Consider the following 13,365-nt stretch of genomic DNA (forward strand, 5'->3'; position numbering starts at 1 on the left):
GTGCACTGTGAGCACCGCCTGGCTGCTGCTGGGGGTGGCCCTGCTGCTGATCCTCGCGAACGGGCTGTTCGTGGCCGCCGAGTTCGCTCTGGTCACCGTGGACCGCGGCGCGGTGACCCGTGCTGCCGAGGGCGGGGACCGGCGGGCACAGCGGGTGCTCGCCGCGCTGCGCAGGCTCTCCTTCGAACTGTCGGGGGCTCAACTCGGCATCACCGTCACCTCGCTCATGGTCGGCGCGCTGGCCAATCCGGCCCTGGCGACGTTGCTCGCCCCGCCGCTGACCGCCGTGGGCGTGCCCGCCGGAGCCGTGCGCGGCGTCGCCGCCGTGGTCGGGATGCTGGGCGCCACCGTCGTGCAGATGGTCATCGGTGAACTGGTGCCCAAGAACTGGGCGATCTCCCGCCCGCTCCAGGTCGCCCGGGCCGTCGTCGGACCGCAGCGGATCTTCTCCACCGTCTGCCACCCCGCCATCGTGGTGCTCAACGGCTCGGCGAACCGCCTGGTCCGGGCGCTGGGAATGGAACCCGCAGAGGAGCTGGCCTCCGCCCGCAGTGCCGAGGAGCTCGTCGCCCTGGCCCGGCACTCCGCCAGCGAGGGCGCGCTGGAGGCGGACACCGCCGACCTGTTCGTCCGGACCCTGGGTCTGGGGGATCTCACGGCGGAGAGTGTGATGACGCCCCGCGTGGACGTCTCCGCGCTGCAGGACCTGGCGACCGCGGCGGACGTGCTCAACCTCACCCGCGCCACCGGACTGTCCCGGTTCCCGGTCTACCACCAGAGCATCGACGAGGTCACCGGCGTCGTCACCCTCAAGGACGCCCTCGGCGTTCCCGCCGACCAGCGCTCGAGCGTACCGGTCACCAACCTGATGTCAGCCCCGCTGCTCGTCCCCGAGACCCTCCCTGCCGAACGCCTGCTGGAACTCCTGCGCCGGCAGCAGCCGATGGCCGTGGTCGTCGACGAGTACGGCGGAACGGCCGGGGTCGCCACCCTGGAGGACATCGTCGAGGAGATGGTCGGCGAGGTCATGGACGAGCACGACGCCGACGAGCACCCCGAGTTGAGCCCCGTGCCGCCGGTCGACGGGCACCCCGCCTGGCAGGTCGACGGACGCTGCCGGATCGACCAGCTGGAGGCCATCGGCCTGTACGCGCCCGAGGGCCCGTACGAGACGGTCGCCGGGCTGGTCGCGGACCTGCTCGGCAGGCTCCCGGCGGAGGGCGACAGCTGCGCCGTGCCCGGGTGGCGGCTGATCGTGGTGGCCGTGGAGCGGCGGCGCACCGAGGCCGTGCTGCTGGTGCGGGACGGCGGCACCGGTGACGGCGCCGAGGGGGCGGAGCGTTGAGCGCCGTCCAGATCGGCTTCTCGATCCTGCTGCTGTTCGGCAACGCCTTCTTCGTCGGCGCCGAGTTCGCGCTCGTCTCCGTGCGCCGCAGCCAGATCCAGCCGCTCGCGGAGGCGGGCGACCGCCGGGCGCGCACCGTGCTCTACGCGCTGGAGCACGTCTCGGCGATGATGGCGGCGGCGCAGCTCGGCATCACCGTGTGCTCGTTGCTGCTCGGCGCGCTCGCCGAACCCGCGATCGCCCACCTGCTGGAGAGCCCGTTCCACGCCGTCGGCGTCCCGGCCGGGTGGATGCGTCCGCTGTCCTACGTGGTCGCGCTGACCATCGTGGTCTACCTGCACATGGTCATCGGCGAGATGGTGCCCAAGAACATCGCGCTGGCCGGCCCGGAGCGGGCGGTGCTGTGGCTCGGCCCGGCGCTGGCGGCTGTCGCCCGACCGCTGCGGCCGGTGATCCACTTCCTGAACGCGCTGGCCAACCTGGTGCTGAGGCTGCTCGGGGTGGAGACCAGGGACGAGGTCGAGTCGGCCTACACCAGCGAGCAGCTGGCGCATCTGCTGCACGACTCGCGTGACGCGGGCCTGTTGGGCCGGGTGGCGCAGGAGCGGCTCGAGGACGCTTTGGAGCTGGGCCGGCGGCCGGTCCGCGAGGTGCTGATGGCGGGGGACGAGGTGGTCACCGTGGACACCGAGGTGACGGCGCTTCGGATGGAGCAGCTGGCGGTGCGGACCGGCTTCTCCCGCTTCCCTGTGCTCGGCGGAGACGGCACGTTCCTGGGCTATCTGCACGTCAAGGACGTGCTGGAGCTGGAGGACCGGGAGGCGCCGGTGCCCCGGCGGCTCTGGCGGCCGATCCTCACGCTGCCGGACCGGATGCCCCTGGACGACGCGCTCGGCGCGATGCGCCGGGCCACCTCCCACCTCGCTGCGGTGGTGGACCCGGACGGGCTGCCGCTGGGGCTGGTCACCATGGAGGACGTGCTCGAGGAACTGGTCGGCGAGGTCCACGATCCCGACCACCGCCGGGACCACCGCTCGCTCCCCGGGTCGTAAGAGCTCAACAGCTGCTCAAATGCCGTACGCAGCCGGCGACGGCTGCGGGAGCATCTCTTCGTACGGCAGTACGACAAGAGCACACCACGGGGTGAGGAGAAGCGCGTGAGCGACCGAAGGCTGGAGGTCGACGGCGTCACCAAGCGGTACGGCGAGACGATCGCCCTGCAGGAGATGACGTTCGACGTACGGGCGGGGGAGATCTTCGGGTTCGTCGGCAGCAACGGCGCCGGCAAGACCACGACCATGCGCATAGCGCTGGGCGTGCTCGCCGCCGACGCGGGGGAGGTGCGCTGGGACGGTTCCCCGGTGACGCTGGAGACCCGCAGCCGGATCGGCTACATGCCCGAGGAGCGCGGGTTGTACCCGCGGATGAAGGTCGGCGAGCAGTTGGAGTACCTCGCTCGGCTGCACGGGCTCAGCCGCGCCGACGCGGTCCGCGCCACCAGGGAGTGGACCGGGCGGCTCGGGGTGGACGGCCGGATGGGCGACGAGGTGCAGAAGCTCAGCCTCGGCAACCAGCAGCGGGTGCAGCTCGCCGCGGCACTGGTGCACCACCCGGAGATCCTGGTCCTGGACGAGCCGTTCTCGGGCCTCGACCCGGTGGCCGTGGACGTGATGAGCGAGGTGCTCAAGGAGAAGTGCGCCGACGGCGTACCGGTCATCTTCTCCAGCCACCAGCTGGAGCTGGTCGAGCGGCTGTGCGACCGGGTGGGCATCATCCGGGCCGGCAGCATGGTCGCCTGCGGATCCGTGGCCGAGCTGCGCGGCAGCGGCACCGAGGAACTCGTCGTCGAGGCCCCGCAGGCTCCGCTCGGCTGGGCGGACGGGCTGCGCGGTGTGACGGTCAGGGAGTTCGAGGCCGGCCGAACGGTGCTGGCGCTGGGCGACGCGGCCGGCGACGCCGACGACCAGGCGGTCCTCCGGGCAGCGCTGGCGACAGGCCCGGTCCGGGAGTTCGCCCGACGGCTCCCCTCACTGACGGAGCTGTTCCGGCACGTGGTCAGCGCGGAGTCGGCGGGCGCGGAGTCGGCCGGCGCGGAGGCGGCGGACCTGACCGACGTGGAGGCGGCGGCATGAGCGAGAAGGCACAGCGGCTGCGGATCGGCTCGCGCGAGGCGGTCGTCCTGGTCGCGGCCCGCGAACTGAAGGTCCGGATCCGCAGCAAGGCGTTCCTGATCCTGCTCGCCATCACCGCCGTCGCGGCCGTGGCCATGCCGCTGATCTTCCACTTCACCAACCTCTCCGCGGGGCCGACGAAGATTACGGTCGTGCAGCAGGACACCACCCTGGCGCCCACGCTGGAGGCCACCGCCGCGCAGCTCGGCCAGAAGGTCAGCGTGAGCACGGTCGCCGACCACGCGGCCGGAGTGGCCGAGGTCCAGTCGGGCCGCAGCGCGGTGCTCGCCGAGGCCGGCCCGCAGGGCGGCATCCAGGCCACGGTGAAGAAGAGCCTCAGCGACCCGCTGAAGCAGCTGTTCCAGGTGGTGGACCAGCAACGGGCGCTGAGCGGGCAGATCACCAGGCTCGGCGGCGACCCGGCGCAGGTGCTCCGGGCCGTCGGCAGCGCACAGGTCGAGGTGACGGCGCTTCAGGCGAGCGACCCGCAGAACGGCCAGCGGATTGCCATCGCCATCGTCGCGGCCCTGTTGCTCTACATGACCCTGATGTTCGTCGGCCAGTCCGTGGCCCAGGGCGTGGTGGAGGAGAAGTCCAGCCGGGTGGTCGAACTCCTGCTCGCCACGCTCAGGCCCTGGCAGCTGCTCGCGGGGAAGGTCCTCGGCGTCGGCATCCTCGGACTGCTGCAACTGGTCGTGCCCGCCGTGCTCGGCGTCGGCGTCGGCCTGGCCACCGGGGCGATCAGCCTCTCTCTGGGCAGCTCGGTCGGCACGGTCGCCTGGGCGCTCGCCTGGTACGCCGTCGGCTTCTCGCTGTACGCGCTGGTGTTCGCCGCGCTGGGGGCCACGGTGTCCCGACAGGAGGACGTCGGCGGGCTCACCTTCCCGGCGACCGCGCCGCTGATCCTGGCCTGGGTGGTGGGTATCTCGGTGGTGCCGACCAATCCGGACAGCACGCTGGTGACCTGGCTGTCCATGGTGCCGCCCTGCGCGCCGGTACTGATGCCGATGCGCATCGCGATGGGCGTCGCACCGCTGTGGCAGGTGCTGCTGTCGCTGTCGCTGGCGGCCGGCTTCTGCGTGGTCCTGCTGCGCTTCGCCGGGCGGATCTACCGGAACTCGGTGCTGCGCAGCGGCGCGCGGGTACCGCTGCGGGAGGCGCTGAAGGCCGCCTGACGCCCGGTCGGGCACCGACGGGCGGAGCCGCGGGTCAGCTCCGCCCGTCGATCAGTTCCCCGTACGCCTGCAGCACGTCCGGCAGGCGCAGCGTCGCCAGGTCCTGGCGGGTCGGCGGCTCGGCGAGGACGGAGAGCCGCAGGTCGCGGTAGGCGCAGGACTTCTCGTACAGGGTGCGCATGAAGCGGCCGTTGCCGAGGTCGTCGATCCAGCCCTCGTGGACCACGTGTGCGCAGATGCTGCGCAGCTCCTCCAGCGCCTCCTCGTCCCAGTAGTCCCCGTCGCTCGCCGCCAGGGCCTGGCCGATCGCGGTGAGCTCGGCCGGACGGTAGCTGGGGAAGTCGACCCGGCTGGTGAAGCGGGAGTTGAGGCCCGGATTGGCGGCGAGCAGCCGGTTCATGCCCTCCGGGTACCCGGCCAGGATCACGACCAGGCGGTCGCGGTTGTCCTCGGCCCGCTTCAGCAGCACCTGCAGAGCCTCGTCCCCGTACGCGTCGCCCTTGCTGTAGCCGGAGTTGGCGAGGCTGTACGCCTCGTCGATGAAGAGCACGCCGTCCAAGGCGGAGTCGATCAGCTCGTTGGCCTTCACCGCCGTCTGGCCCAGGAACTCGCCGACCAGGTCCGCCCGCTGCGCCTCCACCAGATGGTCGCCGGAAAGCAGCCCGAGGGCGTAGAAGACCCGGCCGAGGATCCGCGCCACCGTGGTCTTCCCGGTGCCGGAGGGGCCCGAGAAGACGAAGTGTCTCTTCGGCGGCTGCACCGGCAGGCCCTGGTCGGCACGCAGCTGCGCCATCCGCAGCTGCGCGGACAGTGCCAGCACCTGGCGTTTGACCGGTTCCATGCCGACCATCCGGTCGAGCTCGGCCAGCGCGGCCTCCAGCCGCGGCCGGTCCGGCTGCGAGGTAGTGCCGGGCGGCAGCGCCGCGGTGGGGAGGGCGCGGTGCCGGGCGGCGGTTCCGCCGCGGCCGTCGGGCTCGCGGTCGGCGTCCGGGCCGAGGCCGTCCTGCGGTTCGGCGTCGGCGTCCGGGTCGGCCCCGGACGGGACCGCCGACTGCTGCCCGGGTTCCAACAGCCCCGGCAGGTAGGAGCTTTCGCCGTCCGGGTTCTCCCCGAAGGTGTCGTAGAACGCGCTCTCGAACGCCTGCTCGCCGCCAGGGTCAAGCCCGCCGAGATCGGATCCCCCCAGCTCGAGACCGCCGAGGTCGAGACCGCCCAGCTCCGGACCGCCCGGCTCGGTCCGGCCCGGCTGCCCGCCGCCCGGCTCCGTACCGCCCAGCTCCGCGTCGCCCGGGTCCAGCCCCAGCGGGTCGCCCAGCTGCGCGGACCCCGCTCCGCTCGCGTGGCGCGGCCGCTGCAGGCTCGGCGGCGCCGGAGCCTCCAGCATCGCCGGGTCGACGCCGTCCTCGGCGGTGATCGCCGCCAACCGGGCGGCGGTGTCCATGAACCCTGGATCGACCCGGTGCACCGCCCGGTACAGCGACAGGGCGGCGGCGCTGCGCCCGCCGCCCTCGTACGCCCGGGCCAGCCAGTACCGCAGCTCCTTGCGCTGGGGCTGCTCCGAGCGGCAGCGGGCCAGCGAACCGGCCAGCGGCAGTTCGGCCTGGCCGCACATGTCCAGTCGGACCCGCGCCATCCCGCCGAAGAGCCCGGCCTCGATCCCCAGCAGCGGATCGTCCAGCAGTCCGTCGGTGTCCCGGATCAGCTGCTCCCAGTCCTTCAGCAGGTAGGAGCGGCAGGCGTGCAGAAAGCGCACCGAGTTGTCCTGCTCCCGGGGCGGGCAGTCGCCGAGCGCCCGTTCCAGCTCGGCCAGGTGCCGACCGTCCAGCCAGTGCGAGGCGTGGGCCAGGGCGAGGTCCCTCGCGTCCTCCAGGACCGGCTGCACCCACCAGCCGAGCCAGTACCAGGAGCTCAGTGGCCGGCGGTGGCGGCGGCGCTGCTCCCCGAACCGCGCTCGGTGCCGGTGCATCGCCAGCAGTGCCGCCGAGGTCTCCGAACGCAGCGCGTGCAGGCCCAGCCAGGCGTCGGCCATACCGGGGTCAATCCGCACGGCCGCGCGAAACTCCTCCTCGGCGCGGGTGTAGGCGCCCGCGGTGTAGGCGTCCATGGCGCGAAGCCAGGCGCGGTCGGCCAGGCTGCGGAGGCGCCTGCCCTCAGTGTCCTCAGTCCCCACCGGTCAGTCCCCCTGCTGTGCGCGGCTGTGCCGGTCACGGAGCAGCTGACCGCGGGCCGGCCCCCCGGAAACCCATTGCGGACAACGTTCCATGACGGTCCGTCGGCGCACCCCAGTCACGTGTGCGCTCTGGGGGCATCGTACCGGTGACGTGCTGATCCGGAAGGGTGCCGCGCATCGACCGGGGCCAGAGCTTGGTCGGAGAGTCGTGCGCGAAGCGGGGCGGGCGGGGCTCCGGTGACCCATGTGATCACGGGGAGTCACCGGACGATGTCCCAAGGCCCAGCGGAGACAGAACGATCTGCCGGCCACGGGGGAACGGCCGGCAGATCGTGTCCTGGAGCGCACGCTTGCCTCTGTGTGCGCTGAGGAGAACGTAGTTGGTGTCGAGGTGGCAGGTCAAGAGACTCCGGCCGGGGAGGCACGGCGACACCGGCCGCGGAACGGCGGCGGACCGGGAGGTGTGTGTACGTGTCAAGACTGGCTGCGAGTCAGGCCACCGGGCCTCGGCTCAGGTGATTACCCGGAGTGACTGTGCGGTCGGTTTGAGTGCGATCGTAGGGCCAGGGTGATTCCGTCGACCAGCAGATCGGCGTAGGGCCGGCTTGGGTCCGTGGCGAAGTGCGACGCCTCCGCGCGCGCCCAGGCCCGCCAGAAGGAGGCCAGGGCCGGGCCGTCTCGGGCCTCACCACGGGCCCGCGCCGCCGCTGCGGACAGATCCATCCACACCAGCCCGGCCAGGTACGGCCGGACAGCGCGCCGCCCTGCGCCCACGCCCTCGATCAGCACCACAGGGGCGGGCAGGATCTCGTGCACACCCGCGAACCGCCGCTCGCTCCAGTCGTACACCCGGTGCCGGGCCGTCTCGCCCCGCTCCAGCGGTTCCAGGACCTCGCCGCACAGGCGATCCGTCCACTCGAACGGTTGCTCGTGGGTCGCCAGGTCGTCCAGGTGCACCACGGGGGCACCGCCGAGGGCTGCGGCCAGCGCCTCGGCGAAGGTGGTCTTGCCGGAACCCGCGTGCCCGTCCACGCCGACCAGGCGCACCGCGCCGCAGGACGGCGGCAGCGCGTGGATCCGCGCGGCGAGGGCGTCGAGCTGCGTGCCGGGCTGCGTGCCGGGCTGTGTGCTGGGCCGGGTCGTGGGCCCGGGACTGAGCCGGCTCGGCGTGCCCGGTGCGGGGGAGTGGTGCATGGCGCTCCAGGGTAGCGCCCACCTGGGGGTGAGCTCTGGTGACGGCAGGGCCCGAATGGGGCATACTCACCTCGCCATGAAAGTTAGCGCTCGTTCACTGAGACCCGGTGACGGCGCCCGGCGCACCCCTCCCGGGGCGCGCCCTTGGCCGGCACGGCGCCCGCGACCCGGAGGTGCCCGCGCTGCGGAACAGGAGGCATGAGCCCGCGATGAGCCAGCAGAAGCAGTCGTCCACGTCGTCCCCTTCGTCGTCCACACCGTCGTTCAAGGCGCTGGACCGTCAGCTCCCCACCGAGGAGGCCGCCGAGCTGCTGGCGCTGACCCGGGACCTGGTCGACCGCGAGCTGCGTCCGCACGCGGCCGACGAGGAGGCCGAGGCCGTCTTCCCGCGCGAGACCTTCCGGGTGCTGGGCCGGGCCGGCCTGCTCGGGCTCCCCTACGGCGAGGAGTTCGGCGGCGGCGACCAGCCCTACGAGGTCTACCTGCAGGTTCTGGAGGAGCTCGCGGCCGGGCGGCTGACCGTCGGCCTCGGCGTCAGCGTGCACACCCTCTCCTGCCACGCGCTGGCGACGTTCGGCACCGAGCAGCAGAAGCGCGACTGGCTGCCGGAGCTGATCGGCGGCGAACTCCTCGGGGCGTACTGCCTGTCCGAGCCCCAGTCGGGCTCCGACGCGGCGGCCCTGCGTACCCGCGCCGAGCTCGACGGCGCCGGAGACGCCTACACGGTGACCGGGACCAAGGCGTGGATCACCCACGGCGGCGTCGCCGACTTCTACAGCACCATGGTGCGGACCGGCGTGGACGGCCCGCGCGGCATCAGCGTTCTGCTGGTGCCCGCGGACACCCCCGGGGTGGTGGCCGACGCCCCCGAGCGCAAGATGGGCCTCAAGGGCTCGCCCACCGCCCAGGTCCGGTTCGAGGGTGCCCGCGTCCCCGCCGAGCGCCTGGTCGGCGCCGAGGGGCAGGGCTTCGCCATCGCGCTCTCCGCCCTCGACTCCGGCCGCCTCGGCATCGCCGCCTGCGCGATCGGCGTCGCCCGCGCGGCGCTGGACCACGCGGTGGAGTACGCGCGGACCCGCACTCAGTTCGGGCGGCCCATCGCCGAGTTCCAGGGCCTGTCCTTCATGCTCGCGGACATGGCGACGGCGGTGGAGGCCGGTCGGGCGCTCTACCTCTCGGCCGCGAGACGCCGGGACGCGGGACTGGCCTTCGGCAAGGAGGCGGCCATGGCCAAACTCTTCTGCACCGACGCGGCGATGCGCGTCACCACCGACGCGGTGCAGGTGCTCGGCGGTTACGGCTACACGGCCGACCACCCCGTGGAGCGGTACATGCGCGAGGCGAAGGTACTGCAGATCGTGGAGGGCACCAACCAGATCCAGCGCATGGTGATCGGCCGCAAGCTGACGGGCTGAGCGGAGCAGCCCCCACTAGGTCGGCGGCGGCGCCGGTCAGCGGCGCTGCTGCGCGGGGATCCGGATCCGGACCGGCCGCGAGCCGGGACCGCCCACGTGCGAGAACGGCTGGCGGCGCCAGTCCAGCTCCGGCGGCAGCGCCAGCAGGGCCTCCAGCGACGGCTCCGGGTCGAAGTCGGGCTCGTCCTCGAGCTCGTCGGCCTCGTCCACCAGGGTGCCGGAACCGGCGCACACGGCGGGCGAGAAGGGATGCCAGGCTGTCGGCAGCATCGCGTGCTGCGGGAACCGCTCCTCGTCGCCGACCAGGGCGATCGGGCGGTCGCACTCGGGGCAGCGGAGCCGCTGGATGTCCCAGGTCTCCCCCTCGCCGGGGTCGACCCCCGGCAACTCCGGCAGCTCCGACGACGGTTCGACGGCAGGCGTCAGCTCATCAGTGGCAGACATGTGATCCCCCTCGATGAAGGATGGCGACGGCCCTGGCGGTACGCGGCAGGAGGTCGATCGCCACAGTGGTGCGTCCTTCCGCGCCAATGTCATCCCCGGGCGGTGGAAGGAGTCACACCCAGGACTTCCCGGCCGAGCCAGGAAATAATCCTGCGAACGGACATCCCTCGGCGCAGGCGCTGTGGCCTTGGTCACAGTGCGGCGGCGCTTCTCCGCCCGCCGGGCCTCGCGCCGCGCGCACGCGCCTTGGACCGCCCGGCACCCGTAGGCCGGCGTCGTGGGGAAGGGGGCACCTCCCGCCCGAAGGGCGGGGAGGCTCGCCTGAACGGCTTGTCGTCAGTTGACCGATGCTCCGGATCGACTCCCTCCCCGGCACCCCCGCCCGTCGCCCGACCACCACCCCCAAGCGAAGCGCTTCGCGCCCACCCCTCGGCCCTCGCCCCGCTCACGCATCCAGCCACCAGGTGCCGGTCGGTCTTAGACCGACCGGCAAATGGAGGGCGGCGTCGCGGGCAAGGGGGCACCTCCCGCCCGAAGGGTGGGGGAGGCTCTCGCCCAGACGGCTTCTCCTCAGTCGCCAGGGCTCCGCCATGGCTCCTTCGTCGGCACCGCCTGGACTCGGCCCTCGACCCTCCCCCAACCTTCGGCCGGGGGGACCCCCTTCTTCTTCCGCCCTCCATTTGCCGGTCGGTCTTATGCGCCCCCGTGTGCGCCCCCGCGCTCTGCATACGCCCAGTGCACGCCGTGGTGGACGACCGCCGCGTGAACTCCCGGAGTCGGATAGCCTCCCCTGTCGTGGAGGATCTCGACCGTCAGATTGTGCAGCTGCTCGTCGCCGACGGGCGGATGAGCTACACCGACCTGGGCAAGGCCACCGGCCTGTCGACCTCGGCGGTGCACCAGCGCGTCCGCCGCCTGGAGCAGCGCGGGGTCATCCGCGGCTACGCCGCGATCGTCGACCCGGAGGCCGTCGCGCTGCCGCTGACCGCCTTCATCTCCGTCAAGCCCTTCGACCCCAGCGCGCCCGACGACGTCCCCGAACGGCTGGCCGCGCTGGAAGAGATCGAGGCATGCCACAGCGTCGCCGGGGATGAGAACTACATCCTCAAGGTCCGCGTCGCCGTCCCGAGCGACCTGGAGCACCTGCTCACCCGGATCAGGACCGCCGCAGGCGTCTCCACCCGCACCACCGTCGTCCTCAGCACTCCCTATGAGGCCCGCCCGCCCCGGCTGCACTGACGGGGCCTCGACCCAGACTGCGGCGACCCGCCACCGACTCGCCGGCCCGCGCGGGGCAGACTGGTTCCCATGAACCAGGCAGTGACCCTCCCCGGCCCAGGCGAACCCACCGTGCGCACCCTCCTGCTCCGCGGCGGCGACGTCTACAGCCCCGCAGACCCCTTCGCCACCGCTCTGCTGGTGCAGGACGGTACGGTCGCCTGGGTCGGTTCGGACAGCGCCGCGGACAGCTACGCACGGGACGCGGACGCCGTCGTCGACCTCGCGGGCGCCCTGGTCACCCCGGCCTTCGTGGACGCCCACGTCCACGCCACCTCCACCGGGCTCGCGCTGACCGGCCTGGACCTCACCGGCTGCCCCAGCCTCGCCGAGGCGCTGCGCCGTATCGAGGACTTCGTCCGCACCGGCGGCGGGCCAAGCGGGCTCAGCGTCGGCGGGCTCGGCGTGCTCCGCGACGGCGTCCTGATGGGCCACGGCTGGGACGAGACCACGTGGCCGGAGAACCGCCCGCCCACCCTCGACGAGCTCGACCGCGCCTGTGCCGGTGCCGCCGTCTACCTCTCCCGCACGGATGTCCACTCGGCCCTCGCCTCCACCGCGCTGCGCGCCCTCGTCGGGTCCGGCCTGGCCGCGCGTCCCGGCTACCACCCCGAGCGGCCGCTGACCCGCGCCGCCCACCACGAGGTCCGCCGAGCCGCGCTCGCCCACCAGACGCCGGAGCAGCGCGAAGGGGCGCAGCGGGCGATGCTGCGCCGGGCCGCCGAGCTCGGCATCGGTGCGGTCCACGAGTGCGCGGGTCCTGACATCTCCTCACCCCAGGACCTCACCGCCCTGCTGGCCCTCGCCGCCGAGGGCGACGGGCCGGAGGTGTTCGGCTACTGGGGCGAGTTCGGCGCCGTGGACACGGCCCGCCGCCTGGGCGCCGTCGGCGCCGGCGGAGACCTGTTCGTCGACGGCGCTGTCGGCTCGCACACCGCTTGTCTGCATCACCCCTACACGGACGACGACGCGCATGTCGGCGCCGAGTACCTGACGGCGGCGCAGATCGCCGAACACGTGGTCGCCTGCACCGAGTCGGGGCTCCAGGCGGGCTTCCACGCCATCGGCGACGCCGCCCTCACCGCCGTCGTCGAGGGCGTCCGCGCGGCAGCGGACAAGCTCGGCCCGGCCCGGGTCCGTGCCCTGCGGCACCGGGTCGAGCACGCAGAGCTGCTCGGCCCCGACACCATCGCCGGGTTCGCGGACCTCGGACTCACCGCCTCCGTCCAGCCCGCCTTCGACGCCGCCTGGGGTGGCTCCGACGGCATGTACGTCACCCGGCTCGGTGCGGAGCGTGCCCGCGCGATGAACCCGTTCGCCGCGCTGCTGCGCGCCGGGGTGCCGCTGGCTTTCGGCTCCGACGCCCCGGTCACCGCGCTCGACCCCTGGGGCGCCGTCCGCGCCGCGGCCTTCCATCGGACGCCGGAGCACCGGATCTCGGTGCGCGCCGCCTTCACCGCGCACACCCGCGGCGGCTGGCGCGCGCTCGGCCGGGACGAGGCGGGGGTGCTGGTGCCGGGCGCGCCCGCCTCCTACGCCGTCTGGGCCCCGGCGGACCTGGTGGTCCAGGCCCCGGACGAGCGGGTCGCGAACTGGTCCACGGACCCGCGCTCGGGCGTCCCCGGCCTGCCCGACCTCACACCGGGCGGGGCGGTGCCGACCTGCCTCGCGACGGTGGTGCGTGGGCGCACGGTGTACCTGGCCGGCTGACACTGGCGACCTGGGGAGCGACGGGGCTCGGGCGCACGACCCGAGCCCCGTCGCTCCCCAGGTCGTTACCTGTCGGTGCGCCGTCCGAGTGGTCATCGGTGTCCGGATACCGCCGAACGAAGGGTGTCCCGATCGCCGCTCCAACCGCGTCCGCAGCGCGCTGACCTGGCCGTTGTCTTCGTTTGGGCTGGTCGGAGGGCGGTTGACAGCGGACCGGCGCGGGCGAGTAGGTTCGGCGGCGTCCACCTTCCGGAATCCTCCGCAGGACCGACCGACCGGAACACCTCCACGCAAAACCCGGGACCACAACTGGGCCAACGAGCGGCGCCCCCAGGGACGCCGACAGGCAGCCAGGTCCAGTGGCTCCAGGCCTGGGGAGCGCGGGCGCCGGCAGGCCACCGGGTCCGGTCGGCAGGTGCGACCCGGGCACGGCCCGGACGCTCAGTAGACAACGGCCCTCGGT

General features: G+C 73.2%; 10 protein-coding genes. 7 read left to right on the plus strand and 3 right to left on the minus strand.

Features of this window, described 5'->3' with window-relative positions:
* Positions 1 to 7: 7 nt before the first annotated feature.
* The 4 genes from ABIA33_RS09935 (at position 8) to ABIA33_RS09950 (ending at position 4,691) form a co-directional block, all read left to right on the plus strand.
* Complete coding sequence (locus tag ABIA33_RS09935; protein ID WP_370079392.1) at positions 8 to 1,345, plus strand: hemolysin family protein; 1,338 nt, start codon at positions 8 to 10, stop codon at positions 1,343 to 1,345.
* Positions 1,342 to 2,397 (plus strand): hemolysin family protein, encoded by a 1,056-nt coding sequence (locus ABIA33_RS09940; RefSeq protein ID WP_370079394.1) that lies wholly within the window; start codon positions 1,342 to 1,344, stop codon positions 2,395 to 2,397. The genes ABIA33_RS09935 and ABIA33_RS09940 overlap by 4 nt, the downstream gene beginning before the upstream one ends.
* Before the next feature lie 105 nt (positions 2,398 to 2,502).
* The gene (locus tag ABIA33_RS09945; protein ID WP_370079396.1) at positions 2,503 to 3,477 is read left to right on the plus strand and encodes an ABC transporter ATP-binding protein; all 975 of its coding nucleotides are present in this window, start codon (positions 2,503 to 2,505) and stop codon (positions 3,475 to 3,477) included.
* On the plus strand, positions 3,474 to 4,691 hold the full coding sequence (locus ABIA33_RS09950) for an ABC transporter permease (protein WP_370079398.1): 1,218 nt from the start codon (positions 3,474 to 3,476) through the stop codon (positions 4,689 to 4,691). The genes ABIA33_RS09945 and ABIA33_RS09950 overlap by 4 nt, the downstream gene beginning before the upstream one ends.
* Positions 4,692 to 4,725: 34 nt before the next feature.
* Here ABIA33_RS09950 and ABIA33_RS09955 read toward each other — a convergent pair whose 3' ends face one another.
* Together ABIA33_RS09955 and ABIA33_RS09960 are read right to left on the minus strand one after the other, a co-directional pair.
* A complete protein-coding gene (locus ABIA33_RS09955; protein ID WP_370079794.1) occupies positions 4,726 to 6,795 on the minus strand; it encodes an AAA family ATPase in 2,070 nt (689 codons plus the stop codon).
* A gap of 585 nt (positions 6,796 to 7,380) precedes the next feature.
* The gene (locus tag ABIA33_RS09960; protein WP_370079400.1) at positions 7,381 to 8,055 is read right to left on the minus strand and encodes a uridine kinase; all 675 of its coding nucleotides are present in this window, start codon (positions 8,053 to 8,055) and stop codon (positions 7,381 to 7,383) included.
* Between the two features lie 209 nt (positions 8,056 to 8,264).
* Between ABIA33_RS09960 and ABIA33_RS09965 the strand changes: the two genes are divergently transcribed.
* Entirely contained in the window at positions 8,265 to 9,470 is a 1,206-nt protein-coding gene (locus ABIA33_RS09965; protein WP_370079402.1) for an acyl-CoA dehydrogenase family protein, read from the plus strand.
* 36 nt (positions 9,471 to 9,506) lie between these two features.
* Here the strand turns inward: ABIA33_RS09965 and ABIA33_RS09970 are convergent, their stop codons facing one another.
* Entirely contained in the window at positions 9,507 to 9,914 is a 408-nt protein-coding gene (locus ABIA33_RS09970) for a hypothetical protein (protein ID WP_370079404.1), read from the minus strand.
* A gap of 795 nt (positions 9,915 to 10,709) precedes the next feature.
* Here ABIA33_RS09970 and ABIA33_RS09975 point away from each other — a divergent pair.
* Together ABIA33_RS09975 and ABIA33_RS09980 are read left to right on the plus strand one after the other, a co-directional pair.
* A complete protein-coding gene (locus ABIA33_RS09975) occupies positions 10,710 to 11,153 on the plus strand; it encodes an Lrp/AsnC family transcriptional regulator (RefSeq protein ID WP_370079406.1) in 444 nt (147 codons plus the stop codon).
* Positions 11,154 to 11,222: 69 nt separating this feature from the next.
* Complete coding sequence (locus ABIA33_RS09980; RefSeq protein ID WP_370079408.1) at positions 11,223 to 12,902, plus strand: amidohydrolase; 1,680 nt, start codon at positions 11,223 to 11,225, stop codon at positions 12,900 to 12,902.
* Positions 12,903 to 13,365 lie beyond the last annotated feature (463 nt).

It is taken from the genome of Streptacidiphilus sp. MAP12-16 (genome assembly GCF_041262165.1).
Classification (GTDB): Bacteria; Actinomycetota; Actinomycetes; order Streptomycetales; family Streptomycetaceae; genus Streptacidiphilus.

What these genes read in the sequence shown, in the direction of transcription:
- ABIA33_RS09970 (WP_370079404.1), bottom strand. Translation starts at nt 9,914, where the DNA reads ATGTCTGCCACTGATGAGCTGACGCCTGCCGTCGAACCGTCGTCGGAG.
- ABIA33_RS09950 (WP_370079398.1), top strand. Translation starts at nt 3,474, where the DNA reads ATGAGCGAGAAGGCACAGCGGCTGCGGATCGGCTCGCGCGAGGCGGTC.
- ABIA33_RS09955 (WP_370079794.1), bottom strand. Translation starts at nt 6,795, where the DNA reads ATGGACGCCTACACCGCGGGCGCCTACACCCGCGCCGAGGAGGAGTTT.
- ABIA33_RS09960 (WP_370079400.1), bottom strand. Translation starts at nt 8,055, where the DNA reads ATGCACCACTCCCCCGCACCGGGCACGCCGAGCCGGCTCAGTCCCGGG.
- ABIA33_RS09980 (WP_370079408.1), top strand. Translation starts at nt 11,223, where the DNA reads ATGAACCAGGCAGTGACCCTCCCCGGCCCAGGCGAACCCACCGTGCGC.
- ABIA33_RS09965 (WP_370079402.1), top strand. Translation starts at nt 8,265, where the DNA reads ATGAGCCAGCAGAAGCAGTCGTCCACGTCGTCCCCTTCGTCGTCCACA.